This window comes from Pseudomonas sp. GW822-FHT04C11 (genome assembly GCF_058800905.1).
In genome coordinates, this window is record NZ_JBXAMS010000006.1 from 178,125 (window position 1) to 203,484 (window position 25,360).

The 25,360-nt window shown below is 57.5% G+C and carries 26 protein-coding genes; 12 read left to right on the top strand and 14 right to left on the bottom strand.

Features of this window, described 5'->3' with window-relative positions; all coding sequences use genetic code 11:
• Window positions 1-62 precede the first annotated feature (62 nt).
• The 4 genes from AC1RJ3_RS12315 (at window position 63) to AC1RJ3_RS12330 (ending at window position 3,506) form a co-directional block, all read left to right on the top strand.
• Complete coding sequence (locus tag AC1RJ3_RS12315; RefSeq protein ID WP_489111878.1) at window positions 63-1,874, top strand: penicillin-binding protein activator; 1,812 nt, start codon at window positions 63-65, stop codon at window positions 1,872-1,874.
• On the top strand, window positions 1,874-2,236 hold the full coding sequence (locus tag AC1RJ3_RS12320) for a YraN family protein (RefSeq protein WP_019693569.1): 363 nt from the start codon (window positions 1,874-1,876) through the stop codon (window positions 2,234-2,236). The genes AC1RJ3_RS12315 and AC1RJ3_RS12320 overlap by 1 nt, the downstream gene beginning before the upstream one ends.
• A gap of 101 nt (window positions 2,237-2,337) precedes the next feature.
• Window positions 2,338-2,931, top strand: coding sequence for a phosphoheptose isomerase (locus tag AC1RJ3_RS12325; RefSeq protein WP_007904374.1), 594 nt, complete (start codon window positions 2,338-2,340; stop codon window positions 2,929-2,931).
• On the top strand, window positions 2,928-3,506 hold the full coding sequence (locus AC1RJ3_RS12330) for a BON domain-containing protein (RefSeq protein WP_103319122.1): 579 nt from the start codon (window positions 2,928-2,930) through the stop codon (window positions 3,504-3,506). Before AC1RJ3_RS12325 ends, AC1RJ3_RS12330 begins: the two co-directional genes overlap by 4 nt.
• Before the next feature lie 136 nt (window positions 3,507-3,642).
• Here the strand turns inward: AC1RJ3_RS12330 and AC1RJ3_RS12335 are convergent, their stop codons facing one another.
• From AC1RJ3_RS12335 to rplM, 7 genes are all read right to left on the bottom strand, one after another.
• Window positions 3,643-4,056 carry a ClpXP protease specificity-enhancing factor gene (locus tag AC1RJ3_RS12335; RefSeq protein ID WP_054595704.1) on the bottom strand — a complete coding sequence of 138 codons (414 nt, stop codon included), beginning with the start codon at window positions 4,054-4,056 and terminating at the stop codon, window positions 3,643-3,645.
• 16 nt (window positions 4,057-4,072) lie between these two features.
• Window positions 4,073-4,690: a glutathione S-transferase N-terminal domain-containing protein gene (locus AC1RJ3_RS12340; RefSeq protein WP_103319119.1), complete on the bottom strand. Its 618-nt coding sequence runs from the start codon at window positions 4,688-4,690 to the stop codon at window positions 4,073-4,075.
• A 150-nt stretch (window positions 4,691-4,840) separates the two neighbouring features.
• Window positions 4,841-5,623, bottom strand: a complete 783-nt coding sequence (locus AC1RJ3_RS12345; protein ID WP_054595703.1) for a cytochrome c1 — start codon at window positions 5,621-5,623, stop codon at window positions 4,841-4,843.
• Window positions 5,623-6,834 carry a cytochrome b gene (locus AC1RJ3_RS12350; protein ID WP_054595702.1) on the bottom strand — a complete coding sequence of 404 codons (1,212 nt, stop codon included), beginning with the start codon at window positions 6,832-6,834 and terminating at the stop codon, window positions 5,623-5,625. The genes AC1RJ3_RS12345 and AC1RJ3_RS12350 overlap by 1 nt, the downstream gene beginning before the upstream one ends.
• On the bottom strand, window positions 6,834-7,427 hold the full coding sequence (petA, locus tag AC1RJ3_RS12355) for a ubiquinol-cytochrome c reductase iron-sulfur subunit (RefSeq protein WP_019693575.1): 594 nt from the start codon (window positions 7,425-7,427) through the stop codon (window positions 6,834-6,836). The genes AC1RJ3_RS12350 and petA overlap by 1 nt, the downstream gene beginning before the upstream one ends.
• A 252-nt stretch (window positions 7,428-7,679) precedes the next feature.
• Window positions 7,680-8,072, bottom strand: coding sequence for a 30S ribosomal protein S9 (gene rpsI / locus AC1RJ3_RS12360; RefSeq protein WP_002555064.1), 393 nt, complete (start codon window positions 8,070-8,072; stop codon window positions 7,680-7,682).
• A gap of 14 nt (window positions 8,073-8,086) precedes the next feature.
• Complete coding sequence (rplM, locus tag AC1RJ3_RS12365; RefSeq protein ID WP_019693576.1) at window positions 8,087-8,515, bottom strand: 50S ribosomal protein L13; 429 nt, start codon at window positions 8,513-8,515, stop codon at window positions 8,087-8,089.
• Between the two features lie 248 nt (window positions 8,516-8,763).
• Between rplM and AC1RJ3_RS12370 the strand changes: the two genes are divergently transcribed.
• Complete coding sequence (locus tag AC1RJ3_RS12370; protein ID WP_493079161.1) at window positions 8,764-9,804, top strand: NADP(H)-dependent aldo-keto reductase; 1,041 nt, start codon at window positions 8,764-8,766, stop codon at window positions 9,802-9,804.
• 100 nt (window positions 9,805-9,904) lie between these two features.
• Here the strand turns inward: AC1RJ3_RS12370 and AC1RJ3_RS12375 are convergent, their stop codons facing one another.
• Window positions 9,905-11,041, bottom strand: coding sequence for an acyl-CoA dehydrogenase family protein (locus AC1RJ3_RS12375; RefSeq protein ID WP_103319115.1), 1,137 nt, complete (start codon window positions 11,039-11,041; stop codon window positions 9,905-9,907).
• Window positions 11,042-11,284: 243 nt separating this feature from the next.
• Here AC1RJ3_RS12375 and AC1RJ3_RS12380 point away from each other — a divergent pair, with 243 nt between their 5' ends.
• Window positions 11,285-12,181: a GlxA family transcriptional regulator gene (locus AC1RJ3_RS12380; RefSeq protein ID WP_173859988.1), complete on the top strand. Its 897-nt coding sequence runs from the start codon at window positions 11,285-11,287 to the stop codon at window positions 12,179-12,181.
• 63 nt (window positions 12,182-12,244) lie between these two features.
• On the opposite strand, the gene AC1RJ3_RS12385 is transcribed toward AC1RJ3_RS12380, so the two are convergent.
• A complete protein-coding gene (locus AC1RJ3_RS12385) occupies window positions 12,245-13,213 on the bottom strand; it encodes a GlxA family transcriptional regulator (protein WP_493079163.1) in 969 nt (322 codons plus the stop codon).
• 89 nt (window positions 13,214-13,302) lie between these two features.
• Here AC1RJ3_RS12385 and AC1RJ3_RS12390 point away from each other — a divergent pair, with 89 nt between their 5' ends.
• From AC1RJ3_RS12390 to AC1RJ3_RS12410, 5 genes are all read left to right on the top strand, one after another.
• The gene (locus AC1RJ3_RS12390) at window positions 13,303-14,094 is read left to right on the top strand and encodes an MBL fold metallo-hydrolase (protein WP_493079165.1); all 792 of its coding nucleotides are present in this window, start codon (window positions 13,303-13,305) and stop codon (window positions 14,092-14,094) included.
• 321 nt (window positions 14,095-14,415) lie between these two features.
• Entirely contained in the window at window positions 14,416-16,362 is a 1,947-nt protein-coding gene (locus AC1RJ3_RS12395; RefSeq protein ID WP_054595696.1) for a flavin monoamine oxidase family protein, read from the top strand.
• Between the two features lie 177 nt (window positions 16,363-16,539).
• On the top strand, window positions 16,540-17,427 hold the full coding sequence (locus AC1RJ3_RS12400; RefSeq protein ID WP_054595695.1) for a nitrilase family protein: 888 nt from the start codon (window positions 16,540-16,542) through the stop codon (window positions 17,425-17,427).
• Between the two features lie 17 nt (window positions 17,428-17,444).
• The gene (locus AC1RJ3_RS12405; protein WP_493079168.1) at window positions 17,445-18,665 is read left to right on the top strand and encodes a hypothetical protein; all 1,221 of its coding nucleotides are present in this window, start codon (window positions 17,445-17,447) and stop codon (window positions 18,663-18,665) included.
• 101 nt (window positions 18,666-18,766) lie between these two features.
• The gene (locus AC1RJ3_RS12410) at window positions 18,767-19,762 is read left to right on the top strand and encodes an asparaginase (RefSeq protein WP_493079170.1); all 996 of its coding nucleotides are present in this window, start codon (window positions 18,767-18,769) and stop codon (window positions 19,760-19,762) included.
• 51 nt (window positions 19,763-19,813) lie between these two features.
• On the opposite strand, the gene zapE is transcribed toward AC1RJ3_RS12410, so the two are convergent.
• The 3 genes from zapE to AC1RJ3_RS12425 form a co-directional block, all read right to left on the bottom strand.
• The gene (zapE, locus tag AC1RJ3_RS12415; RefSeq protein ID WP_054595692.1) at window positions 19,814-20,908 is read right to left on the bottom strand and encodes a cell division protein ZapE; all 1,095 of its coding nucleotides are present in this window, start codon (window positions 20,906-20,908) and stop codon (window positions 19,814-19,816) included.
• 90 nt (window positions 20,909-20,998) lie between these two features.
• Window positions 20,999-22,354: a tryptophan--tRNA ligase gene (locus AC1RJ3_RS12420; protein ID WP_054595691.1), complete on the bottom strand. Its 1,356-nt coding sequence runs from the start codon at window positions 22,352-22,354 to the stop codon at window positions 20,999-21,001.
• A 24-nt stretch (window positions 22,355-22,378) separates the two neighbouring features.
• Entirely contained in the window at window positions 22,379-23,008 is a 630-nt protein-coding gene (locus AC1RJ3_RS12425) for an alpha/beta hydrolase (protein WP_054595690.1), read from the bottom strand.
• A gap of 146 nt (window positions 23,009-23,154) precedes the next feature.
• Here AC1RJ3_RS12425 and AC1RJ3_RS12430 point away from each other — a divergent pair, with 146 nt between their 5' ends.
• The gene (locus tag AC1RJ3_RS12430; RefSeq protein WP_054595689.1) at window positions 23,155-23,592 is read left to right on the top strand and encodes a Z-ring associated ZapG family protein; all 438 of its coding nucleotides are present in this window, start codon (window positions 23,155-23,157) and stop codon (window positions 23,590-23,592) included.
• 163 nt (window positions 23,593-23,755) lie between these two features.
• Here the strand turns inward: AC1RJ3_RS12430 and AC1RJ3_RS12435 are convergent, their stop codons facing one another.
• Together AC1RJ3_RS12435 and AC1RJ3_RS12440 are read right to left on the bottom strand one after the other, a co-directional pair.
• Window positions 23,756-24,484, bottom strand: a complete 729-nt coding sequence (locus AC1RJ3_RS12435) for a YiaD family glycine zipper/OmpA-like lipoprotein (protein WP_054595688.1) — start codon at window positions 24,482-24,484, stop codon at window positions 23,756-23,758.
• A 116-nt stretch (window positions 24,485-24,600) separates the two neighbouring features.
• Complete coding sequence (locus AC1RJ3_RS12440; RefSeq protein WP_493079173.1) at window positions 24,601-25,245, bottom strand: MBL fold metallo-hydrolase; 645 nt, start codon at window positions 25,243-25,245, stop codon at window positions 24,601-24,603.
• Between the last annotated feature and the right edge of the window lie 115 nt (window positions 25,246-25,360).

Consider the following 25,360-nt stretch of genomic DNA (forward strand, 5'->3'; position numbering starts at 1 on the left):
GCGCCCCGGCCAGCGCTTGGGTACAATTCCACGCTAATTTGATCGAGTATCAGGAACATTACATGATCGCTTGCCTGCGGCTGTTCTCTGCCCTCTGCCTCGCTGCTCTGTTGGCGGCTTGCGCCAGCTCGCCCTCCTCCAGCCTTGGCGAACTTCCACGGACTGCGGATGCCAGTATCGAGCAATTGCTCGAACAGGCCGCCACCAGCAAAACGCCGGAGAAGGCCGCCTTGTTACGCCTGAGCGCGGCAGACCTGGCCTACCGCCAGGGTAATGCCGGCCAGTCGGCACAAATCCTTCAACAGGTCCCAATGGACCAGTTGAAACCCGGCCAACAGGTATACGCCAGCACCCTGGCCGCCGAACTGGCGATGACTCGCAACCAGCCCAAGGCAGCACTGACCGCCTTGAGCCATCCGAGCCAGCAACACCTGAGCGAGATGCCGGTCGAGCAGCAAGTACGCACTGGCACCGTCCATGCGCGCGCCCTTGAAGCCGACGGTCAGACCCTGGCCGCCGCCCGCGAACGCATTTTTATCGCCCCACTGCTCAAGGATGACGCGGCCAGCAAAAACCACGAGGCCATCTGGGCACTCATTGCGTCCTTGCCGACCGATCAACTGCAACCCATCACCACCGACGACCTCGGCGGCTGGATGAGCCTGGCCGTGGCGGTGAAAAACGCCGCTACGCTGGAACAGCAGCAGGCCGCCATCGACAACTGGCGCGCCCAGCACCCTAAACACCCTGCTGCACTTGTGCTGCCACTGCCTTTGACCAAACTCAAGGAACTGGCCAGCCAACCGATCAGCAAGATCGGCCTGCTGCTGCCGCAGGACGGTCCGCTGGCGTCGGTCGCCAAGGCACTGCGCGAAGGTTTCATGGCCGCTCACTACCAGGCTCAACAAGCCGGGCAGAAGCCGCCTGCCATCGAGTTCTATGACAGCTCGCACCTGACCTCGCTGGACGACTTCTATCGCAAGGCACAAGCCGACGGTGTGCAACTGGTCATCGGCCCGCTGGAAAAACCGCTGGTCAAACAACTCAGCGCTCGCCCGCAACTGCCGATCACCACGCTGGCGCTGAACTACAGCGAAGGCGAGCAAGGACCAGCCCAACTGTTCCAGTTCGGCCTGGCTGCCGAAGACGAAGCCCGCGAAGTTTCCCGCCGGGCACGCGCCGATGGCCTGCACCGCGCCGCCGCACTGGTGCCGAAAGGCGAATGGGGCGATCGCGTGCTCAAAGCCTTCCGCCAGGACTGGGAAGCCAACGGCGGTACCGTCGTGGGCATTGAACGCGTTGATCAGCCGGTAGCCCTGGCTCAGCAAATCGCCGACCTGTTCCAGCTGCGTCAGAGCGAAGGTCGCGCCAAGAGTCTGCAAAGCACCGTAGGCTCGCAGGTCGCTGCACAGCCTTCGCGCCGCCAGGACATCGAGTTCATTTTCCTCGCCTCGACACCACAGCAAGCCCAGCAGATCAAGCCAACGCTGAACTTCCAATACGCAGGTGACGTACCGGTTTACGCCACGTCCCACGTATTCAGCGCCAGCGGCGACCAGAACCAGTACAACGACATGAACGGCGTTCGCTTCTGCGAAACCCCATGGCTGCTGGACGCCAACGACCCGCTGCGCAGACAAGTGACCGCTCAATGGCCGCAAGCTGCGGGCAGCCTGGGCCGTCTTTACGCAATGGGCGTCGACGCCTATCGCCTGGCGCCGCGCCTGGGCCAACTCAAGGCACTGCCAGACAGCACCATCGAAGGTCAGTCGGGCACTCTGAGCATGACCTCGTCGCAACGCGTTCAGCGTCAACTGCCATGGGCACAGTTCATCAATGGCCAGGTTCAACGCCTGCCTGATACGCCGCGCTGATGCCCGACAGGTCACGCCAACAAAGTGGTCGAGATGCCGAAAGCCAGGCGCTCAAGCATCTCCAGCAACAAGGTCTGCGCCTCTTGGCGCAGAACTGGTTGTGTAAACGCGGCGAGCTTGATCTGGTCATGCTTGACGGCGATACAGTAGTATTCGTCGAAGTCCGCTACAGACAAAACACCCAATGGGGTGGCGCGCTCGGCAGCATCGATGCGCGCAAGCGTCAGAAATTGATACTCGCCGCGCAGTATTTTCTGCAGCGCGAGTCGCGCTGGGCCAACTCCCCCTGCCGTTTCGACGTGGTTGCCATAGACGGCAGCGCGGCTCATTTGAACTGGCTAAGGAACGCCTTTGACAGCTGACTGCTCAAAGGCAAGGCCGATCTTCACTCAACACTTTTGCTCTTTGCTTTGCGGGCCGCACATTGCTGTGCCACCAAGCCGCGCTACTTAAGGTCACACAGATGGACATGCAATCGCGAATTCGCCAGCTTTTTCAGGCCAGTATCGATACCAAGCAACAGGCGATGGACGTACTTGCACCGCACATCGAGCAAGCCAGCCAGGTGATGGTCAACGCCCTGCTCAACGAAGGCAAAATGCTCTCGTGCGGCAACGGCGGTTCAGCCGGTGACGCACAACACTTCTCCTCCGAACTGCTCAACCGCTTCGAGCGCGAACGCCCGAGCTTGCCGGCGATTGCACTGACGACCGACAGTTCGACGATCACCTCGATCGCCAACGACTACAGTTACAACGAAATCTTCTCCAAACAGATCCGCGCGCTCGGCCAACCCGGCGACGTGCTGCTGGCGATTTCCACCAGCGGCAACTCGGCAAACATTATTCAAGCGATCCAGGCAGCACATGATCGCGAAATGATTGTCGTAGCATTGACCGGACGCGATGGCGGCGGCATGGCATCGCTGTTATTGCCCGAAGACGTCGAAATACGCGTGCCGGCCAATGTCACTGCACGTATTCAGGAAGTCCACCTACTGGCGATCCACTGTCTTTGCGACTTGATCGACAGCCAACTGTTCGGGAGTGAAGAATGACCCTTAATCGCCTTGGCCTTCTGGCCTTGACTCTAAGCCTGGGCATCAGCGGTTGCAGCTCGGTACTCACCGCGACCCGCGAAACCCCCATTGAAGACGATCGCGGCACTCGCACCTTCGGCAGCAAGATCGACGATTCCCTGATCGAAACCAAGGTCGACGTGAACGTGGCCAAGGCCAGCCCGGGCCTGGCCCAGGGCTCGCGCATCATCGTCACCAGCTTCAACGGTGTGGTGCTGCTCGCCGGGCAAACACCAAGCCCCGACCTCAAGGAACTGGCCGGTCAAGCCGCCGCTGCGGTTCAGCGGGTAAAAACCGTGCACAACGAACTGCAAATAATGCAGCCTTCGTCGATACTGGCCCGCAATAACGATGCCTGGCTGACCACCAAGATCAAAACCCAGATGCTCGCCGACGCCAGCATCCCGGGCTCGCGCATCAAGGTCGTGACCGAGAACGGTATCGTCTACTTGCTGGGGCTGCTGACCAAACAGGAAGCCGAACAGGCCACCAACCTGGTGCAGGGCGTTTCTGGCGTACAGAAGATTGTGAAGCTGTTCGAGTACATCGACTGATACCTGCCGCGCCCCTGCCGGAGCACGGCTGCCGGCGATGGCGTCCTTGAGGCCGCCATCGCGAGCAAGCTTTGCTCCTACAGACCTACAGAAGAGCAGGCACAAAAAAGGCGACCGTTGCAGGTCGCCTTTTTTATTACTTCACTACCTTCAGGCTTGGCCTGCCGCTTGGACGCGGTGGCTCGCTGTCGGGTGGTGGAAGATCATCATCCGGCTCGATCTCTTCCTCGTCCTCCATAGGCGATTCCAGATCGAACACCATGCCCTGACCGTTCTCCCGGGCGTAAATGCCGAGGATCGCAGCGATAGGCACGTACAGCGTATGCGGCACGCCACCGAAGCGCCCTTCAAAGCTGACCGCATCATTATCCATGTGCAGATGGCGCACCGCCGCAGGCGATACGTTCAGGACAATTTGCCCGTCGCTGGCAAAGCCTTGCGGCACCTGCACCGACGGATACTCGGAATTGACCAGCAGGTGCGGGGTGCAATCGTTGTCCACAATCCACTCATAGAGCGCGCGGACCAAATAAGGTCGACTGGAGTTCATAGCGGCTCCTTAAGCCTCAGCGCATATCGCGTTCGACACCAGACAGACTCGCCTGGAAAGCCTCACGCGCAAACTGGCGCTCCATGTAATCAAGCAGCGGCTTGGCAGGCCGCGGCAGTTCAATACCCAGAATCGGTAAGCGCCAGAGTATTGGCAGTAGGCAACAATCCACCAGACTTTGTTCCTCACTCAAGAAAAACGGCTTGTCGGCGAACAGCGGCGAAACGCCAGTCAGGCTCTCACGCAATTCCTTGCGAGCCTGCACACGTGCCGGCTCCTTGGTCCGCGAATCCAGAATCAGATCCACCAGAACACACCAGTCACGTTGAATACGGTGAATCAGCAGACGACTGTTGGCACGCGCCACCGGATAAACCGGCAGCAACGGTGGATGCGGGTAACGCTCATCCAGATATTCCATCACCACGGTCGACTCCCACAACGCCAGGTCACGATCGACCAGGGTGGGCAAGCTGCCGTAAGGGTTCACTTCGATCAGTTTTGGCGGATGACGACCCGCCTCCACACTGATGATCTCGGCGCTGACACCCTTCTCTGCCAGTACGATACGCACTCGGTGGGAATAGTGGTCGGCGGGGTCGGAGTAACAGGCCAACCGATTGGTCACGCCCATGGCGGTCCTCCTCGCTTGTAGAAATTATCGGGAGCGGAAAAACGCGCGCGCCCAAAGGGCGCCTCCCGTAACGTCTGGATGACCAGACTCGTTACACGTTCAGAGACACCCTTGGGCGCGCGCGATTAACAGCAATTACTTAAAGCTTTATCAATGCACGTCTTTCCAGTATTCACGCTTGAGCAGGTAAGCGAATACGAAGAAGAACGCCAGGTACAGCAACACATAGGTACCGATGCGCTGATGCTGCAGCTTCACCGGGTTGGCCGAATAGGCCAGGAAGGTCACCAGATTCTTGACCTTCTCGTCGAACTGCTGCTCGTTCAGAGCACCGGTTTTTGGCACGATGGTCAGCTGATCGCACGCTTCATGAGTCAGCGGCGTGCCGGTCAGAGGATCATACTGCTTCTTGCCGCCTTCGACGATTTGAACTTGTTTGCAGCCTACCACCTGACGACCCTGCAGGCCGACCAGAACGTTAGGCATACCGACGTTCGGGAACACCTTGTTGTTCACACCCCAAGGACGAGTCGGGTCTTCATAGAACGACCGCAGGTAGCCGTAGAGCCAGTCAGTACCACGAACGCGAGCCACCAGCGTCAGGTCGGGCGGCGCAGCGCCGAACCAGGACTTGGCGTCTGCCGGCTGCATGCCGATGCTCATGTGGTCACCGATCTTGGCGCCCGTGAACACCAGGTTCTTCAGCATCAGATCGTGAGGAATCCCCAGATCGTCGGCAACGCGCTCATAGCGCTGGAACTTGGCACTGTGGCAACCCATGCAGTAGTTGGCGAACGTACGCGCGCCATCTTGCATTGCCGCTTTATCGGAGACGTCGATATCGACTTTTTCGAGCTCTGGACCGCCGTGCTCGGCCGCGAAGGACAAGACAGGCAACGCAGCAAGAATCAGTACAGCAAATAGCTTTTTCATCAGCCAGTCACCCTTTCCGGAACCGGTTTGGTCTTCTCGAGCCTGGTGTAGAACGGCATCAGAATGAAGTAGGCGAAGTACAGGAAGGTACAGACCTGCGACAGCAACGTGCGTTCCGGGGTAGGCGCCATGACGCCCAGCCAGCCAAGAATCACGAAGGAGATGCAGAACACCCAGAGCCAGATCCTGCTCAGCCAGCCCTTGTAGCGCATGGACTTGACCGGGCTACGGTCGAGCCAGGGCAGGACGAACAGCAAGGCAATCGAAGCACCCATGGCCACAACACCCAGGAGCTTGTCCGGAACCGCACGCAGAATCGCGTAGAACGGGGTGAAGTACCAGACCGGGGCAATGTGTTCCGGAGTCTTGAAGGCGTTCGCCACTTCGAAGTTCGGCTTCTCGAGGAAGTAACCGCCCATTTCCGGGAAGAAGAACACGATCGCGCAGAAGATGAACAGGAACACCACCACGCCGACGATATCTTTCACGGTGTAGTACGGGTGGAAGGCAATGCCGTCCAGCGGTACGCCGTTTTCGTCCTTGTGTTTCTTGATGTCCACGCCGTCCGGGTTGTTCGAGCCGACTTCGTGCAGCGCCAGAACGTGCAGCACCACCAGACCGAGAATCACGATCGGCAAGGCGACAACGTGCAGGGCGAAGAAGCGGTTCAGGGTGATGCCCGAAATCAGGTAGTCACCACGGATCCACTGGGTCAGGTCATTACCGATGACCGGGATCGCACCGAACAGCGAGATGATCACCTGGGCGCCCCAGTAGGACATCTGGCCCCACGGCAGCAGGTAGCCCATGAAGGCTTCAGCCATCAGCGCCAGGTAGATCAGCATGCCGAAGACCCACACCAGCTCACGCGGCTTCTGGTACGAACCGTAGAGCAGGCCACGGAACATATGCAGGTAAACCACGATGAAGAACGCCGAAGCGCCGGTGGAGTGCAGCAGACGCAGGATCGAGCCGTACTCGACGTCGCGCATGATGTATTCGACGGAGGCGAATGCCTCTTCCGCCGACGGGGTGTAGCTCATGGTCAGCCAGACACCGGTTACGATCTGGTTAACCAGAACCAACAGTGCCAGGGAGCCAAAGAAATAGAAGAAGTTGAAGTTCTTCGGGGCGTAGTACTTGCTGAGATGGTCTTCCCACATTTTAGTGGCAGGAAAGCGCGCATCAACCCAATCCATGAACTTGCTCATCACGCTTTCTCCGTATCGACGCCGATGACAATGATGTCGTTCGACTCATAGGAATGCGGGGGAACTGGCAGATTCAAAGGCGCGGGTTGCGACTTGAAGACGCGGCCAGCCAGATCGTAGTGGGAACCGTGGCAAGGGCAGAAATAACCACCTACCCATTTCGGGCCGAGATCGGCGGGCGCTACTTCTGGGCGGAAGGTCGGAGAGCAACCCAAGTGCGTGCAAATACCGATCAGCAGCAGAACTTCCGGCTTGATCGAGCGCGTCTTGGGGTCCACGTAAGTTGGCTGTACCGAATTCTTGGAGTCTGGATCAGAGAGGTCACCCTCGATCTTTGCAAGATTCCCCAAAATCTCCTGCGTACGGCGGACGATGAATACCGGCTGACCGCGCCATTCAGCAATCATCTGCTGACCTGGTTCGATTTTGCTGACATTCACTTTCACCGGTGCACCTGCGGCTTTCGCCTTGGCACTGGGAAACCATGACCCCACGAACGGGACCGCAGCCCCCACCGCTCCTGCAGCACCCACCACGGATGTGGCTGCTACCAAGAAGCGACGCCGGCCTGCATTCACGCCGTCATTGCTCATTCAGTCCTCTCCCATCAGCTTTGTGGCCTGTTAAATCAGGCATCTACTAAGTAAAAATCTGAACTTATAAAAATTTTGCAGAATGGTAATGAAAAGCCCCAGTTCTGACAAGGTAATTACCATCCAGGGTCAGCGCCAAGCCTTGTAGTATAGGGGCTCTACGGATGTGGCAAGTTGTCACATCATAAATCTTTAAGCAAAAAAAACGCCCAGCTCCGCGAGGAGACTGGGCGCTTTGAACGCGAAAGCGAATTAACGCTTCGAGTACTGCGGACGCTTACGCGCTTTACGCAGACCAACTTTCTTACGTTCAACTTCACGTGCGTCACGAGTAACGAAGCCGGCTTTGCGCAGAGCACCGCGCAGAGTTTCGTCGTACTGCATCAGAGCGCGAGTGATACCGTGGCGGATTGCGCCAGCTTGACCACTTACACCACCACCGATCACGGTGACGTAGATGTCGAACTTCTCGACAGTCTCAGTCAATTCCAGCGGCTGACGAACTACCATGCGGGCAGTTTCGCGACCGAAGAAATTATCCAGGGAACGGTTGTTGATGGAGATGTTACCAGTGCCCGGACGCAGGAAAACGCGTGCGGTTGCGGTCTTGCGACGGCCAGTGCCGTAATTTTGAGTCGCCGACATAATGAACTATTCCGTTAAAACTTCAGTTCTTGGGGCTGCTGAGCAGTATGAGGGTGAGCAGCGCCCGCATAGACTTTCAGCTTACGATACATGTCGCGACCCAGCGGGTTCTTAGGCAGCATGCCTTTGACCGCGGTCTCGATCACGCGCTCAGGGGCTTTAGCGATCAGCTTTTCGAAGTTGATCGACTTGATGCCGCCCGGGAAACCGGAGTGGGAGTAGTAGATTTTGTCGGTGGTTTTAGCACCGGTCACACGAATCTGCTCGGCATTGATAACGACGATGTAGTCGCCGGTGTCAACGTGAGGAGTGTACTCAGGCTTGTGCTTGCCACGCAGACGGCTCGCGATCTCGGTGGCCAGACGACCCAGGGTCTGACCAGCAGCGTCGACGACAAACCAGTCGCGCTTTACTGTTTCCGGTTTAGCAGTAAAAGTTTTCATTCTTTATAGCCTCAGGGGCCGCCCTGTAAATTTAGACGGCGGATCTTACTGAATAGTGCGTACTTTGACAAGTCAAAGGCAGCCGGGTACAGACGCTATCGGGGGCTCGGGTCGGCGCGTCCGTTCAACGGCAAGATTCTTCGGCAGGCGGCGCATCACTTCCACTGCAGAAAGAGGTGCGCAATTATGCAGATTGCGAAAAAAAATTCAACCTGCTTTTATGATTGTTTTCCGCCAAGGACTACCCGATGGACTATCGACAGCTGGGCCGTACCGATCTGAACGTGAGTGCAATCTGCCTCGGGACCATGACCTGGGGCGAGCAAAACAGCGAGGCAGAGGCTTTCGCACAGATTGAACGAGCCAAGAGCGCCGGGATCAATTTCATCGACACCGCCGAGATGTACCCGGTGCCGCCCAAAGCCGAAACCTACGCCACCACCGAACGCTTCATCGGCAATTACTTCAAGAGTCGTGGCGATCGCGCCGACTGGATTCTGGCGAGCAAGATCGCCGGCCCCGGCAACACCATCGACTACATTCGCGGCGGCCACCTCAAACACAACCGCGAACACATCGTCCAGGCCCTGGACGCCAGCCTCAAGCGCTTGCAGACCGACTATATCGACCTCTACCAACTGCACTGGCCGGAGCGCAGCACCAATTTCTTCGGTCAGCTGGGCTACACGCACAAGAGCGAAGTCAACCTGACCCCGTTGGAAGACACCCTCGAAGCACTCGACGAACAGGTCAAGGCCGGCAAGATCCGCCACATTGGCCTGTCCAACGAAACGCCGTGGGGCACCATGAAGTTCCTCGCGCTGGCCGAAGCCCGCGGCTGGTCGCGTGCGGTGTCGATCCAGAACCCCTACAACCTGCTCAACCGCAGCTTTGAAATCGGCCTGTCGGAAATCGCCATCCGCGAACAATGCGGGCTGCTCGCCTATTCGCCGCTGGCGTTTGGTTTTCTGTCCGGCAAGTACGAAGGCGGGGCGCGTCCGGCAAAAGCTCGCCTGAGCCTTTACAGCCGCTTCAGCCGCTACTTCAACCCGCAGTCGGAAGCCGCGTGCAGCCGTTACGTGGCACTGGCCCGTGAACACGGCCTGGACCCGGCACAAATGGCCCTGGCGTTCGTGACCCGGCAATCGTTCGTCACCAGCAACATCATTGGCGCGACCACGCTGGAACAACTGGACAGCAACATTGCCAGTTTCGACCTGAAACTATCGGATGAAGTGCTGGCGGGGATCGAGGCGATTCACAAGGATCACCCGAACCCGGCACCGTAACCTGCACTGATCGTTCCCACGCTCCGCGCCCGCTTCTGAATGTGACGCAGAGCGTCACGGGATGCATTCCCACGCAGAGCGTGGGAACGATCACGCGGCATTACAGCGACCGCGCGATGATCTCCTTCATGATTTCATTGGTCCCGGCATAAATCCGCTGCACCCGCGCATCCGCCCAGGCCCGGGCGATCGGGTATTCCCACATGAAGCCGTAACCGCCATGCAGCTGCACGCACTCGTCGAGCACCTTGCATTGCAGGTCGGTGCCCCAGTATTTGGCCATCGCCGCCGTCGGCACATCGAGCTTGCCTTGCAAGTGCAGCTCCAGACAGCGGTCGACGAAGACCCGACCAATCTGAATCTCCGTGGCCATCTCCGCCAGTTTGAAACGGGTGTTCTGAAAGTCCGCAATCGCCTTGCCGAACGCCTTGCGCTCGCGGGTGTAATCCAGGGTCCACTGCAACGCCGCCTCGGCTGAGGCCAAACCGCCGATGGCGACCGTCAGACGTTCCTGCGGCAATTCCTGCATCAGATAGGCGAACCCCATCCCGGCCTGCCCCAAGAGGTTTTCCTTGGGCACACGGACGTCCTGAAAAAACAGCTCCGAGGTGTCCTGCGCCTTCATCCCGACCTTTTCCAGGCGCTTGCCCTTTTCGAAGCCCGGGGTGTTCGCCTCCACCAGAAACAGACTGGTGCCCTTGGCCCCGGCCTTGGGATCAGTCTTGGCCACGACAATCACCAGGTCCGCGAGAAAGCCGTTGGTGATGAAGGTTTTCGAACCGTTGATCACGTACTCGTCGCCGTCCAGCAGCGCTGTGGTTTTCACCCCTTGCAGGTCGGATCCGGCGCCCGGCTCGGTCATGGCAATCGCAGTAACCATTTCACCCGAAACCAGTTTCGGCAGGTATTTGTGCTTCAGCACTTCACTGCCGTAATGCAGGATGTACGGCGCCACGATGTCCGAATGCAGAGAGAAACCGATACCGGTCAACCCCAGTCGACCAACCTCTTCGATCACCACCGCGCTGTAGAGGAAGTCCGCATCGAACCCACCGTACGCTTCCGGCAGATGGGAGCAGAGCATCCCCGCCTCCCCCGCCTTGTTCCACAGCGTGCGATCGATGTAGCCCTGTTTTTCCCACTGCGCATGAAACGGCACGGCTTCTTTTTCGAGGAAGGTTCGTACGCTGTCGCGAAACAGCTCGTGCTCGGAACTGAACAAGGTTCTGGGGATCATCGGGGCACCTGTGGTTATTGTGGGTCGCTATTGAATCCCTGAGCCTAAGCCTCCAGTTGATAACAGGACACTGGACACATCAGACAAAAAATAAGACGATCCAGCCGCTTGGTGACCACTTTCCCCTATAAGAATAAATTGAATATGTCTATCCAACTCTCCACGCCCCTGCGGCGCGTCAGCATCCTGGCAATCGATCGGGTTTTTGCTTCTACCCTCATGCAAGCCAAGGATTTCTTCCATCTGGCCAGCCTGCGTTACGGCAAACAACTGGGCCACGGCCTGACCCCGGCGTTCGAAACCCGCCTGGTCAGCCCCGACGGCAAACCGGTCAACAGCTTCAGCGATGTGATCATGCCGGTGGATGGCGGCCTGGAAAACGCCGACATCATCATCCTCCCGGCGTTCTGGGACGATTTCGATACGCTCTGCAAGCGTTATCCACAGGTGCTGCCGTGGCTGCGCGAGCAACACGCACGCGGCGCGGTGCTCTGCGGTGAAGCCACCGGAGTGTTCTGGCTCGCCGAGGCGGGCTTGCTCGATGGCAAGGAAGCGACCACTTACTGGCGTTTCTTCAACGCCTTCGAAGAGCGCTTCCCCAACGTTCAGCTCAATCAGGACAAGCACCTGACCGACGCCGACAACCTGTACTGCGCCGGCGGCACCACCTCGGCCTGCGACCTCTACATTTATTTGATCGAGCGCTTCTGCGGGGCCAACGTGGCCCAGGCCGTGGCCCGCGACATTCTGTATGAAGTGCAGCGCAGTTATTCGCCAGGGCGCATCGGCTTCGGCGGACAGAAGCTGCACCAGGATGTGATCATCCTGCAGATCCAGCACTGGCTCGAAGAGCATTTTGCCGACAAGTTTCGCTTCGAAGACGTCGCCCGCGAACATGGCATGAGCATCCGCAACTTCATGCGGCGCTTCCAGACCGCCACTGGCGACAAGCCGCTGCACTACCTGCAACGGTTGCGCATCGAAACCGCCAAGGGCTTGCTGTCCGCCAGCCGTAAAAGCATCAAGACCATCAGCTATGAAGTCGGCTACGACGACGCGAGCTTCTTCGCCCGGCTGTTCCGCCAGCACACCGAGTTGTCGCCGAACCAGTATCGGCAGCAGTTTCAGCAAGCGGCGTAATCACACAGCCGATCGTTCCCATGCTCTGCGTGGGACGATCGTGCGCAAGGCGAACCCGACTTTTCAATACCGCCCGAACTGCTGCCGGTACTCCAGCGGAGTCAACGCTGTCAGTTCCTTGAACATGCGCCGCAGGTTGGAGTCGCTGCTGAAACCCAATTCAGCACTGATCGTGTTGACCGCTGCGGACGTGAGGATCAGGCGCTCGCTGACCTGATTCAGCTTGATGCAGCGAGCATAGGTCGCAACGGCGACACCGGTTTCGCTGCTCACCTTACGCGACAGGGTGCGTTCGGACATGCCGAGCTGCTCCGCCAACCGCTGCACGGTTATCTGTTCGGCCGGCAACTGCTCAACCAGTGCATGCAACTGGCGTAACAGCTTGCTCGACTGCTCAATCAAACTCATGGCCGCAAAGGCGCTATGCGCCTGGGCCGGGCGCGCAAGCACCATCAGCTTGGTGAGATCGCGAAACACTTCCGCGCTGACATACCGCTCGATCAAGGCCTGAGCGATGGGCAAGTAACCGTTCACACCCGACGCGGTAGCCGTCCGTTCGTTAATGATGCTGTGACGTTCGCTTTGCCACTTCACGGCTTTATGCCGCTGCACCATAACGTCTGCCAGCCACCACGTCACCGTTGCTGGCTGACCGTCCAGCCTCCCGCTTGCAGCCAACAAACAGACACCCGTGCAATAACTCCACAACTGCTGTTTCTTCGAGCGTGCCGACAAAGCCGCGACCAAAGAGGCATTGGCGGCCAACGTATCACCAACCTGCTGTGCCGACTCGGCCCAAAAACCGGGGATCAATAGCGCGTCAATGTCAGCCTCCGCCAACGCGCTGCCCACCTGTAATGACAAGCCTTGAGCGCATTCAACCGTACCGGCCTGCATTGCAACGAAGCGTGTTTCAAAGAACACCCGCGAAGCACGACGATTGGCGGCGTGCAGCAAATCGGCAAATGCCAACAAGCCCGCTGGCATGCAACGAGGGAAAAGCAGCAAGCCGATTCGAAGAGGTGGCGTCATGGCTGAAATCGAATCAATTATGTCCGGGCCTGCCATTCTGTGATGCAACGCGACTGGACACAATGGCGCTTCTTCCCAGAGGAATCGCCATGAAGATTCATCAGCTACGCAACGCGACAATTATTGTCGAGCTCGGCCCTCATCGCATCTTGGTCGACCCGATGCTGGCGCGAAAACACGCACTTCCACCCTTGCGCATTTTCAGCGCACGAGACCGCAACCCTCTGGTCGAGCTACCCGACTCGGCCATGGCCGCACTGGAGTCCGTCACTCATTGCCTGATCACCCATTGCCAGAAAGGACACTTCGACCATCTGGATCGCGCCGCGAAAAAGTGGCTGCGCGAGACTCAAACTCCGGTCATCTGCACACCGCACGACGCCGCCCATCTGGCCGAGCATGAGTTGAATGTGCAGCCCTTACCGGCCGATCACGAGCAACCGAGCGCGTTCCTCGGCGGCCAGATCCGCACGATTCGCTGCACCCATGGACGGGGACTGGTAGGCAAGATGATGGAGCATGGCGTGGGCTATTTGATTGAAATGCCTGGCGAGCCCAGCCTCTACCTGACGGGCGATACGCTGCTCACGCCTGCCGTTCAGGCATTCGTTGCACGGCATCGGCCAGACGTTTCGGTGGTACCGGCAGGCGGTGCGCGATTCGATTTGGGTGGGGACATCATCATGGGGATTGATGAGGTGCTGGCATTCACTCGGCAGTCTTCAGGCACAGTGGTCGCCAATCACCTTGAAGCGCTCAGCCACTGCCCCGTGACGCGCCAGTCACTGGCCAGCGCCGCCCGACAGGCCGGCATCGAGTCGCGCCTGCTGATCCCGAACGACGGGGACCTGCTGGAATTCCCGGCCCCGGCGGTGCAATGAAGGCGCGGTTGACCCAAGGAAAGGGTCAACCATGCCTTATGTGGACCGTTACGGCTTGTGCGCCCGCGCCAGGAACTCGTGGGACTGCATTTCCAGCAGACGGCTGAGGAGCGGCGCCTGCTTCAGAAGCTTTATGTAACTAACAATTCAAACTCGACATTGCGATCTAAACGCAACACCTCGCTTCGCGAGCCTTTATCCTACGAGTAAATCGGAAACCAGAGTGATGGATAACTCAGATTTACACTTGTTAGCCGACTGTTCAAGACTTCAACATACATCCCTGCAAACAAAATATGCACACATCAGGGAAGATCAACAATGACCATCGGCTCTAGTTACAACTACCCCTCACATATTGCTAAAGATATTACTCGAACAAAGCGCTCATCGAACAACAAGTGGAGCGCTCGCTTTCCGAACCCGCCAGACTTATGTTTTGACTATCGAGCATTGGTAGAACAAAAAAACGGCATCGCAAACGCGCCCAACCCACATCATAAAATATGCATCATTGGTGCAGGTGTGACTGGGCTCACTGCCGCCAGGGAGCTTTATCGTTGCGGCTTTACCAATATAACGCTTATAGAACAATCCAAACGCATAGGCGGCAGACACCTTACAATCCCCGGAAGCCGAAACTCCGTAAAAAGTCATACTCCCTTTGAAATGGGGGCGATGCGCATGCCTTTCTTCAACACAGCAGACGAACCGCCTAAAGAAGGTAAGTCTCTGATGGCTTACTACGCCAAGGAGTTTGACTTGGCTATTTCAGACTTCCCAAATCCCGGAAGCCAGTGGGTAACGTCGACTGGCATCTATCTTCGAGAAGGAAGCATGGGAGGCAGCGCTACTCCACAGATGTTGATATGGACAAATGAAGACGGCATGACACCACCTCCTGGCGAGGAGCTTCAACGGGTTTACGCCAAGTGGAAAGCATTTGCTGACCGCATGACCCGCCACGTAGCAGAGGTTTATGCCAGCCAACGGTGGGAAGCCATGTGGGCTGGTATCGTCAAGAAATACGAGGGCATTTCTTTTCGTGACCTGGTCAGCATGCCAATAGTAGACGCTTGGCATGAAAGCTCGCCAGGAGACTTCGGCGGGATGGGAATGTCCCCGGACGAGTCCGCCATTTTCTATTCGATAGGCATCGGTGACGGTAGCTGGGGCGCCTTCTACGATGTCTGCTCGCTTTATCCCCTGCGTACGGCAATTTTTGGATTCAGCAGCCAACTGCAACTGATTCATGGCCGAGTGGACGCGACCGGTGAACCGATAGCCTCACCACACCTGCACAGCGAAGCCGTTTTTGACTCCAAGGGGCTGGTTTTCGACAGACCTCGCTATATCGGGCTCGCCTCTTTGGATGAATGCCTGTTATTCATGAAAACAGACGAAACCGGAAAATCCTTCTACGAACACTGCCTTGAGCGCAGTAATGGTTTCCTCACGGACTCGTCCGTCACAAAACTGAAAAAACTGGACAATCAAAAAATACGCGTCTACTACAACTGGAAATCGAGCCACCCCGGGCAAACTCAGGAATTATTCGACGACTTTGATTCAATCATCATGACCCTTCCCTCATGGCTGATCGAAACTCGAATCAAGCTCGAGGACTTCAATCAAGAAATGCTTCCATTCGAAACGATCAATGCCTATAAAACCGCTCACTGGGAAACCAGTTGCAAAGTCTATGCACCATTAAAAAAATCATTCTTATCAAAAAACACCAAAATCCCACAAGCCATAGTCACAGACAGTTTCATTCACGACATTTATACCTATCGCTATAACGACAACTATAATTATGACTGCATCCTTCTGAGTTACACATGGGAGGATGACGCAACCAAACTCGCGTCCTTCACTGACAAAGAGCTGGTTACGAAATGCGCAAAAGAGCTTGATCGAATCCTTATGAACTCCGCCAATATCCAGGAAAAAATTTCTCCCTATATTGGCATTGATCAAGCAGTCGTCCAACGCTGGATGACCGATAAAAATGCTTTGGGGTGTGCAAAGTTGTACAGGCCCGGAACCTACTACGACGCAGTGGGCTTGATGAAGTACAACAGAGATTTTTCACATATTTCTGGCCTCTATTTTTCTGGCGAGTCTTTTTCAGTCGATGCCGGCTGGACAGAGCCTTGCTTTCGAGGTGCCGTCGATGCAGTCATTCATATCTGCAATAAAACCGAAGCTACATTCAATGGCGGATTTACCATGAGTGACTATCCAGAATACAAACTCAGGACCTGACCTAGACTTTCCCCGCTAAAAGAGTCGATGCACGCTGTGTATTGGCTCAACCTTGTTCATCTTGGGAAAAGGACTACACGCTTAACGGAAGCCGCTGACTTTCGCTCACTCACCGGTTCAACTCTTATAAACGCACAACTACACAGGTTGAAAAACAATAATAAGAGGTCAGCGTAAATGAGTGAATCAACGAGTCCTGTTCGTGTCGCAGTCGTGCAATTCGACCCACAAGTCGGCATAGAGAATCGTGAAGGGAATTTGCATCACAGCCTGGAACTGGCGCTACAAGCGGTCAATGGAGGGGCAAATCTCATCGTTATGCCCGAGCTTACAAATACCGGCTATTTCTTCAGCAATCGGCAGGATGCTTTCGACCATTCCGAGGCGGTTCCCGGCGGACCGAGTACGCAGAGCTGGGTAGATTTCGCCTGCAAACACAAGGTTTACCTCGTGGCCGGCCTGACCGAACGCGACGGCATGCGGCTCTTCAACACCGGCATTCTTGTCGGACCTGACGGTTTTATCGGGAAATATCGGAAAGCCCATTTGTGGAACCTGGAAAAACTCTGGTTCACTCCAGGCGACCTGGGCTTCCCGGTTTTTGATACACCAATAGGCCGTATCGGATTGTTGATCTGCTGGGATATCTGGTTCCCGGAAGTGCCGCGCATCCTGAGTCAGCAAGGCGCGGACATCATTTGCAGTTTGAACAACTGGGTCTGGACGCCTCCGCCGCTGTTCGATGACGCCGGCAAATGCATGGCTTCGTATCTGACGATGACGGCAGCTCACGTCAACAACGTGTTTATTGCCGCCGCCAGCCGGATCGGCGAAGAACGAGGCGCCCGATACCTGGGCTGCTCACTGATTGCCGGCACCAATGGCTGGCCGATTGGCGCAGTAGCTTCAGCGGACAAGCAGGAAATCCTGTTTGCCGACATCGACCTGACCAGCTCCCGTAGCGCACCCATCTGGAACAACTTGAACGATCTGCATCGCGATCGTCGAGCCGATCTCTACGATCAAATGCTTGGTTACACCCAACACCCTTGTCTCCCGCGCTGATAAGGGGGTCATCACTCATGGACACCACAACCGAAAAACATCGGTTAAATCGGCTTGTCGGCAGATCGCCGTTTGATACTGCGATCATCCTCCTCATGATCGGCACGACACTGCTGATTTTCTGGCTTTCACTCACCAACCGCTCTTCCTGGTCAGCCCATTGGCCAGACTACAGTCACATGGTGACGAGCCTCCCCGAGCCGAGTGCCTGGTTGCGCTGGGTACTGGGAGACATCAGCGAGGTTGCATTCTACAAACACGAGTTCGCCTCTATTGGACTCTTGGCGGGAGCCTATCTGGCTTACTGGGCCAATCGAACGGGGAAATCCTGGCAAGGCTTTGCAATCTCCTATGGCAGCGGGCTATGGCCGTGGCTGATCACCAGTTCGCTGCTTGGACTGCTGTTGAGTAACCTGCTGTGGGGCTGGACGGTCACGGCTACCCATTGGCAACCGACGTTCGCAGCCTTTGTTTCACTGCCAGCGGCGATGGTGCTGATGTTTGGCGGTGGCTGGAAAGTGACGATCAACGGAGCCATCATGGGTGCCATTCTTGTCACCCCGATGTGTTTACTAATCGTTAACTACGTCTGCAATCCACTGGGCCTGCCAGCCGTGATCGGCAATGTCACGGGCATGGCCGCCGCCAGCGTCTTTGCCTTTCTACTCTGTCGTTACGTGCCGAGCCTGGTGAAGTCCGAGCAATCCGCCCCATCTGAGGAGTCATCCGATTCTGCGGCCACACCTGCCCGATCAAAGACGCCCGACTACGGAATCTTCTGGAGCCTGCGCCGGGTGTTGGCAGACTTTTCGGAAGCGCCCTTCTTTGGCAATGAACTGGCCAGCCTCGGATTGTTACTGGGTGCATTGCTGGCATACACCTTGAACCCCATGAGTCCGGTATACGGCTCAGGTTTGCTGCCACAACTGATCGGAGCGCAGGCTTTAACCTCAGCTTTAGGCGTGGTGATCTGGCGTCGACAATGGATATTGCGCGGCTGGTATCCCACCTACATTCCGCTGGTGTCCGTAGTGCCGGCGGCGGTTCTGACCTATGGCGGCAGTTGGCAGGTAATAGGATCAAGTGCGCTGCTAGGGGCACTCATCGCGCCACCTTTGGCGTGTGTGATTGCCAAGAGGTTACCGGCTGATATGCACCCCTACATAGGGAATGTCCTGTCCATGGCCATCAGCACCTTGCTGATCGTTCCGCTAATCGGGTTCCTCATAACCCAATAAATTTCATGCCGCACTTCTCCCATTCAGCTGTACCGAAGTCCTGTCGCTCAAGACCGGGTACAGCCACCTTTTTAATCACACCCAATCGAACGAGGTATGACATGAACCTCCCCAAACTGGCTATTGCGGCGCTCGGCGGTACCGTGAGCATGCAAGCCAGGCATGCTGGTGAAGGTGTTATCCCGACCGTCAACGGTGAAACCCTGCTGGCCTCAGTACCGGAACTGAAGGAACTGGCCCGGGTGACCGTTGAAACACTCGGCCTATTCCCAAGTGCCTCACTGGATTTCGAGTTCTTGCTGAGCGTCCTTTCCTGGGCGAGATACCAGATTGAGCAAGGCGCTATTGGCGTTGTCATCACTCAGGGCACGGACACCCTCGAAGAAACCGCAACATTTTTCGACTACTTATGGGACCACGACGAACCACTGGTTCTGACCGGCGCCATGCGTTCGGCAGCCCAGGCAGGGGCCGATGGTCCGGCGAATCTGCTGGATGCTTGCCGAGTCGCACGGGCTGAAAACAGCCGTCAGCGAGGCGTTCTAGTGGTAATGAACGGCCAGGTTCACCAAGCGAGCGTCGTCCGCAAAACCGATTCATTGGCGTTGCAGGCGTTTTCCTCCCCAGTCACGGGTCCCGCAGGGATGCTCCTGGAGGGAGCCGTCCGCTATCTACGCCAGCCGTCCCGCCGGAAGCCTTTACCCTTGCCACAACAGACAACACAGACGATTGCCATGCTGGAAGCATCTCTGTCTGCCGACACCTTGATGTTGGAAAACATCCTTGAACTGGGTTACGACGGGCTGGTGATTGCCGGTTTCGGCGCAGGACACGTCTCAGAGCGCTGGGCTGACGCCGTCGAAGCAATCGCAAAAGAAATCCCGGTCATCATTGCGACCCGGACCGGATCAGGCCCCACCGCTCAATCCTCCTACGGCTTCATCGGCAGCGAGATGGATCTGATCCGTAGAGGCGCAGCGATGGCTGGATTTCTTTGTCCGCGCAAAGCCAGAATCCTGCTTTGGCTGCTCGTTGGCTGCCAGCGACTAGATGAGCTGACCCGCTATCTCAACGACGACATCCGGTTTCAAAACTGACGCATAAAAAAGGGCCTGCTATGCAGGCCCTTTTTTATTTTCCGAAACGTCCTACGGCTTGTGCGCCCGCGCCAGGAACTCGTGGGACTGCATTTCCAGCAGACGGCTGAGGGTGCGCTGGAACTCGAAGTTCAGGCGACCGCCGGTGTAGAGGTCTTTGAGCTCGACTTCAGCGGAAATGATCAGCTTGACGTTACGGTCGTAGAATTCGTCGACCATGTTGATAAAACGTCGGGCGATGTCGTCGGTGGTGACGCTCATCTGCTCTACGCCGCTGAGCAACACGGCGTGGAAGATCTTGCCGAGTTCGATGTAGTCGTTCTGGCTACGCGGGCCGTCGCACAGTTCGCGGAAGTCGAACCAGGCCACGTCGTCGCACGTACGCACGGCACGGATCTCACGGTTCTCGATGATCAGCACATCGTTCTCGATGGCCTGAGTGCATTCCGGCGTGAGTGCGCGGAAACTTTTGCGCAGGCTCTCATGGGACGCTTCGTCGAGCGGGGAGTGAAACAGCTCGGCTTGCTCAAGGTGACGCAGACGGTAGTCGACGCCGCTATCGACGTTGACGATGTCGGTGTTCTGCTTGATCAGCGCGATGGCTGGCAGGAAGCGCGCACGTTGCAGACCGTCCTTGTACAGACCGTCCGGTACGATGTTCGAAGTCGCGACCAGGGTCACGCCGTTCTTGAACAGCTCTTCCATCAAAGTGCCGAGGATCATCGCGTCGGTGATGTCGGACACGAAGAACTCATCGAAACAGATCACCCGCGCTTCGTCGGAGAAACGCTTGGCGATGATGGTCAGCGGGTTTTTCTCGCCGCCGAGAGTCTTCATCTCTTCGTGCACGCGCTTCATGAAGCGGTGGAAGTGAGTGCGGACCTTTTCCTTGAACGGCAGCGCTTCAAAGAAGGTGTCGACCAGGTAAGTCTTGCCGCGACCTACGCCGCCCCAGAAGTACAGGCCCTTGACCGGCGCCTGGTCTTTCTTGCCAAACAGTTTGCCGAGCAGGCCGGGTTTGTTCTGCGAGGCCGCGACCAGATCGTCGTACAGGCGCTGCAAATGACGCACGGCAGTTTCCTGGGCGGCGTCATGGAAGAATTCCGGGCGTTTCAGATCAGCTTGATATCGTTCTAGGGGCGTCATAATTCGTTAGCAAGGCAACAAAAACGGGCCGACACTGTAGCGACGACCCTTGAGAATGGCAATCAGCCCTTGGTCGGGCCGAGCCGTTGATTATTCCTGAACAGGCGTCAACGCAACCCGCAAGGCGTCGATGGCGACATCCCGCGCAGTGCTGTCAGCAAACGCCGGGCTGTCGGCAACGCACTCGCCTTCGAGCCAGACGCTGAAGCTCAGGTCTTCACTGCGAACGTCCAGCGCCTGGCCGGATTGCAGTTGCTTGGTCACCTGGCCTGCGGTTTTGCCGTCAGCGAAGTTGCGCGACAACAGCAGTTGCTCGCCATCGGCCGCCAGCAGGCGGAAGCGGAAGCTGCCGTCGTCTTCACGGAAGCTGACAAAACGTGCGGCTTTCGCGGCTTTCTTCTTGGTGGTGGCCGCTACTTGCGTCTGCTTGACGAAAGAACGCAGGCCGACCGCTTCACGCAGCTCGTTGAGGAACGGCGTGGCCACGGCGCGAGCCTTGGCGGCACCGTGCTGCAGAATGTCTTCGAGGTCTGCCGGGCGATCGATCAGTTGGTAGTAACGCTCGCGGGACTCGCCCAGCTCGTTGTCGAGCAATTGGAACAGACGATTCTTTGCCTCGCCCCAACCCAGGCCCTGCAACAGTTCGCTGCGGAACTCGTCGGCCTGCGCCGGAGTGGCGAAAGCCTGGAACAGCGTGAACAGGTGCGAGTTGTCCGGATCCTTGGCTTCGCCCGGCGCACGGGAGTCGGTGACGATCCGCGAAATCGCGTCCTTCATCTCTTTGGCGCTGGAGAACAACGGAATGGTGTTGTCGTAGCTTTTCGACATCTTCCGGCCATCGAGGCCCGGCAGCGTGGCGACGCTTTCTTCAATCAGCGCCTCCGGCATGGTGAAGAATTCCTTGCCCTGGCCAAACAGGTGGTTGAAGCGCTGGCCGATGTCGCGGGCCATTTCCACGTGCTGGATCTGATCGCGACCGACCGGAACCTTGTGCGCGTTGAACATCAGAATGTCCGCCGCCATCAGCACCGGGTAGCTGTACAAGCCCATGGTGATGCCGGCATCCGGGTCTTCACCGGCTTCGACGTTCTTGTCCACCGAGGCCTTGTAGGCGTGCGCACGGTTGAGCAGGCCCTTGGCGGCGACGCAGGTCAGCAGCCAGGTCAGCTCAGGGATTTCCGGGATGTCGGACTGGCGATAAAACGTTACCCGATCCACATCCAGGCCACCGGCCAGCCAGGTCGCGGCGATTTCCAGACGCGAGCGCTGGATGCGCAGCGGGTCATCGCACTTGATCAGGGCGTGGTAGTCCGCCAGGAAGTAGAACGAATCGGCATTGCTGTCGCGGCTGGCGAGGATCGCCGGACGGATCGCGCCGGCGTAATTGCCCAGGTGCGGGGTGCCGGTGGTGGTGATGCCGGTGAGGATACGCGTACGAGTAGTCATGGGTAATCGCTTATCAGACTGCAATCAATTCGAAAGGCGCGGCAGGATCAGATCCTTGAGATCGGTCAGCTTGCCGTGAAAAAAGTGTCCGCATTCTGCCACTTTCAGCAGCTCATGGGGGCGATCGAGGGCGTCAGACCAATCGTAAACCAGTTGCGGATCGATGACTTCGTCGGATTCTGGCTGGATCAGCGTCAGTTCGCCGTGCTGCGGCAGCTGATCCTGATCGCCCAGACGCATCACCGCCGGCGCGACCATGAACACGTGCTTGAGCTGCTCGCCCTTGGCTTCCAGGCGTCCGCCGAGGCTCGCCGCAACGAAACCACCGAACGAGAAACCGAACAGGGTCATCGGCAAACCAGGGTGTTTGGCGCGAAACCATTCGGCCACGGCTTGAGCGTCATCGACTTCGCCGGTGCCCATGTCATGCGTGCCGGCGCTCGCACCGACGCCACGGTAATTAAATCTTAATGTGATCAAACCGGCGTCGCGGGCAGTGCGCTGCAAGGTCGAAACGACTTTATTGAGCATGGTGCCGCCCTGCACCGGATTGGGGTGACAGATCAGCGCCAGGCCACGTGGCTCGGGGGAGTCCAGGTACAAGGCTTCCAGTTGGCCCACCGGGCCATCAATCAATACAGGGGTTTCACGCATAAGCAAGGAAGGAACTCCGTGACCTCTCGAAGGGTCGACTCGTCTAGCTAAAAGTCTGTGCCTGGCATGATTGCGATCTCGTCGCGGTATACAGCGCAGGTCCGAGCCGTTAACGTAAAGCAAAGCCGTTTATAGAGGAAGGACTCGTGGAACACTCGCTCTTAGTTTGGTTGTTGCCGACTCTTGCCCTGGTTGCCGGTGTCGCCATTGGTTTCCTGATCGCCCGCCTTCTGCCGAATGCCGCGCCTAGCAGCACGCAACGTCAGCTGGATGACATTCAGGAACGTTTTGACAACTATCAGAATGAAGTGGTCACCCACTTCAACAGCACCGCAACGCTGGTCAAGAAGCTCACTCAGAGCTATCAGGAAGTGCAAGACCACCTCGCCGAGGGTGCCAACCGCCTGGCCCTGGACGAACAGACTCGCCAACGCCTGCTGGCCGCCCTGCACTCCGAGGCCGCCGTGCAAGCGCCACGGGAACGTCTGACGCCGCCACGCAATCAGGAGCCGCCACGCGATTACGCGCCGAAAATGCCGAACTCCCCTGGCATGCTCGACGAGCATTACGGCTTGAAGAAATAACCCGGTTTCACGCGACATAAAAAAAGCCCTCGGACAGGTGATGTCCGAGGGCTTTTTTGTTGCTGTGTTTCCCGGTAATCCGTGAAGAACCAAAAAAAAAGCCCACCCGATCTGCTGAGAATCGGGCGGGCTTTTTACACCTGGGGTTCAGTCAGGTTTTTTGTTACTGGTACTGCTGACCTTGCTGCTGGGCAGGTTGGCCATACTGCTGACCCGGAATCGCCTTGAGGTTAACCTCTACACGACGGTTCTGCGCCCGACCATTGACATCGCCATTGCTGGCAATCGGGTTATCCGGACCGGCACCACGTGCCGACAGGTTGGCACCGCTGACACCTTGCGACGTCAGGTAAGTTGCCACGCTTTGAGCACGACGCTGGGACAGGTCCATGTTGTGCTGGCGGCTGCCGGTGCTGTCAGTGTAGCCGACGATTTCAATCTGGTTCTGATTGAACTCTTTAAGCGAACCGGCCAGGTTGTTCAGCGGCTGGTAGAAGCTTGGAGCGATGTTTGCCGAGTCGGTACCGAACGTAATGTTGCCCGGCATGATCAGCTTGATCTGATCGCCTTGACGCTGCACTTCAACCCCGGTGTTGGCCATGCTGGCGCGCAGTTTCTTTTCCTGCTGGTCAGCGTAGTAACCGTAACCGGCGGCGGAAGCACCGACAACAGCGGCGCCAATCAGCGCGCCCTTGCCACGGTTGTTGTGGTCGATGGCTGCACCGGCCAAAGCACCGGCCAGCGCACCCAAGCCGCCGTACTTGGCGGTTTTGCTCATGCCCGTGGAGCCGCTGTCGGCCTGCCCCTGATTGTCATACGGGTTCTGGTTGGCACAGCCAGCCAGCATGGCCACGGCAGTAGCGACAATAATCAAACGACTCGAGGTGAACATGGAGAGCTCCTACTTTTACATTCTGTGGTGCAACGGACGTTGGCAATAGACCCCTGCGGGCGTTGGAACACGACCTAAGGCAAAAATTCCATCAGGCCATTACGCAGCCCGGAAAATCAGGCCCGCACAAAAGGATTTTCACGCATTTCATCGCCCAGACGAGTATCGGGACCGTGTCCGGTGATGACTGTCGCCTCTTCATCAAGGGTGTACAAACGCTGCTTGATCGAACGCACGATGGTCGCCTGATCACCGCCCCACAAGTCCGTACGCCCTACCCCGCGACGAAACAGCGTGTCGCCGGTAATCAGCAGCTTAGCCTCAGAAAACCAAAAGCTCATGGAACCCGGTGTATGACCCGGCGTGTGCAATGCCACGCCACAACCGCAGGCAAGCTCTTCATCATCGGCCAACCAACGATCCGGCGATGGCACCGGCGTGTATGGCACCCTGAACATCTGGCACTGCATCTCCAGATTGTCCCAAAGGAACTGATCCTCTTTATGCAGGTGCAACGTCGCGCCGGTTTTCTCTTTCAACTGGCCCGACGCAAGGAAGTGATCCAGATGCGCGTGTGTATGAATGATGCTCACCACCTTCAACCCCAACGCCTCGAGCCGCGCCAGAATCAACTCATGATTGCCACCCGGATCGACAACGATGGCCTTCTTGGTGATCGGATCACCGATGATCGTGCAGTTGCACTGCAACGGCCCAACGGGAAAGGTCTCGCGGATCAGAGCGGGTTTGACAGCGTCCATGGGCGTTCCTGAAAGGTTAATGGCACATTTTTGGCACAGTGCGAAAAGCGATGGCGAGGTTTAGAAAGAAAGGCCCCCACCAATGGCACGCCCAAATCAGACGTAAAGGTTGACC

Coding starts and splice junctions, on each gene's coding strand:
- AC1RJ3_RS12315 (WP_489111878.1), top strand. CDS start 63: ATGATCGCTTGCCTGCGGCTGTTCTCTGCCCTCTGCCTCGCTGCTCTG.
- AC1RJ3_RS12320 (WP_019693569.1), top strand. CDS start 1,874: ATGCCCGACAGGTCACGCCAACAAAGTGGTCGAGATGCCGAAAGCCAG.
- AC1RJ3_RS12325 (WP_007904374.1), top strand. CDS start 2,338: ATGGACATGCAATCGCGAATTCGCCAGCTTTTTCAGGCCAGTATCGAT.
- AC1RJ3_RS12330 (WP_103319122.1), top strand. CDS start 2,928: ATGACCCTTAATCGCCTTGGCCTTCTGGCCTTGACTCTAAGCCTGGGC.
- AC1RJ3_RS12335 (WP_054595704.1), bottom strand. CDS start 4,056: ATGAACTCCAGTCGACCTTATTTGGTCCGCGCGCTCTATGAGTGGATT.
- AC1RJ3_RS12340 (WP_103319119.1), bottom strand. CDS start 4,690: ATGGGCGTGACCAATCGGTTGGCCTGTTACTCCGACCCCGCCGACCAC.
- AC1RJ3_RS12345 (WP_054595703.1), bottom strand. CDS start 5,623: ATGAAAAAGCTATTTGCTGTACTGATTCTTGCTGCGTTGCCTGTCTTG.
- AC1RJ3_RS12350 (WP_054595702.1), bottom strand. CDS start 6,834: ATGAGCAAGTTCATGGATTGGGTTGATGCGCGCTTTCCTGCCACTAAA.
- petA (WP_019693575.1), bottom strand. CDS start 7,427: ATGAGCAATGACGGCGTGAATGCAGGCCGGCGTCGCTTCTTGGTAGCA.
- rpsI (WP_002555064.1), bottom strand. CDS start 8,072: ATGTCGGCGACTCAAAATTACGGCACTGGCCGTCGCAAGACCGCAACC.
- rplM (WP_019693576.1), bottom strand. CDS start 8,515: ATGAAAACTTTTACTGCTAAACCGGAAACAGTAAAGCGCGACTGGTTT.
- AC1RJ3_RS12370 (WP_493079161.1), top strand. CDS start 8,764: ATGGACTATCGACAGCTGGGCCGTACCGATCTGAACGTGAGTGCAATC.
- AC1RJ3_RS12375 (WP_103319115.1), bottom strand. CDS start 11,041: ATGATCCCCAGAACCTTGTTCAGTTCCGAGCACGAGCTGTTTCGCGAC.
- AC1RJ3_RS12385 (WP_493079163.1), bottom strand. CDS start 13,213: ATGACGCCACCTCTTCGAATCGGCTTGCTGCTTTTCCCTCGTTGCATG.
- AC1RJ3_RS12390 (WP_493079165.1), top strand. CDS start 13,303: ATGAAGATTCATCAGCTACGCAACGCGACAATTATTGTCGAGCTCGGC.
- AC1RJ3_RS12395 (WP_054595696.1), top strand. CDS start 14,416: ATGACCATCGGCTCTAGTTACAACTACCCCTCACATATTGCTAAAGAT.
- AC1RJ3_RS12400 (WP_054595695.1), top strand. CDS start 16,540: ATGAGTGAATCAACGAGTCCTGTTCGTGTCGCAGTCGTGCAATTCGAC.
- AC1RJ3_RS12405 (WP_493079168.1), top strand. CDS start 17,445: ATGGACACCACAACCGAAAAACATCGGTTAAATCGGCTTGTCGGCAGA.
- AC1RJ3_RS12410 (WP_493079170.1), top strand. CDS start 18,767: ATGAACCTCCCCAAACTGGCTATTGCGGCGCTCGGCGGTACCGTGAGC.
- zapE (WP_054595692.1), bottom strand. CDS start 20,908: ATGACGCCCCTAGAACGATATCAAGCTGATCTGAAACGCCCGGAATTC.
- AC1RJ3_RS12420 (WP_054595691.1), bottom strand. CDS start 22,354: ATGACTACTCGTACGCGTATCCTCACCGGCATCACCACCACCGGCACC.
- AC1RJ3_RS12425 (WP_054595690.1), bottom strand. CDS start 23,008: ATGCGTGAAACCCCTGTATTGATTGATGGCCCGGTGGGCCAACTGGAA.
- AC1RJ3_RS12435 (WP_054595688.1), bottom strand. CDS start 24,484: ATGTTCACCTCGAGTCGTTTGATTATTGTCGCTACTGCCGTGGCCATG.
- AC1RJ3_RS12440 (WP_493079173.1), bottom strand. CDS start 25,245: ATGGACGCTGTCAAACCCGCTCTGATCCGCGAGACCTTTCCCGTTGGG.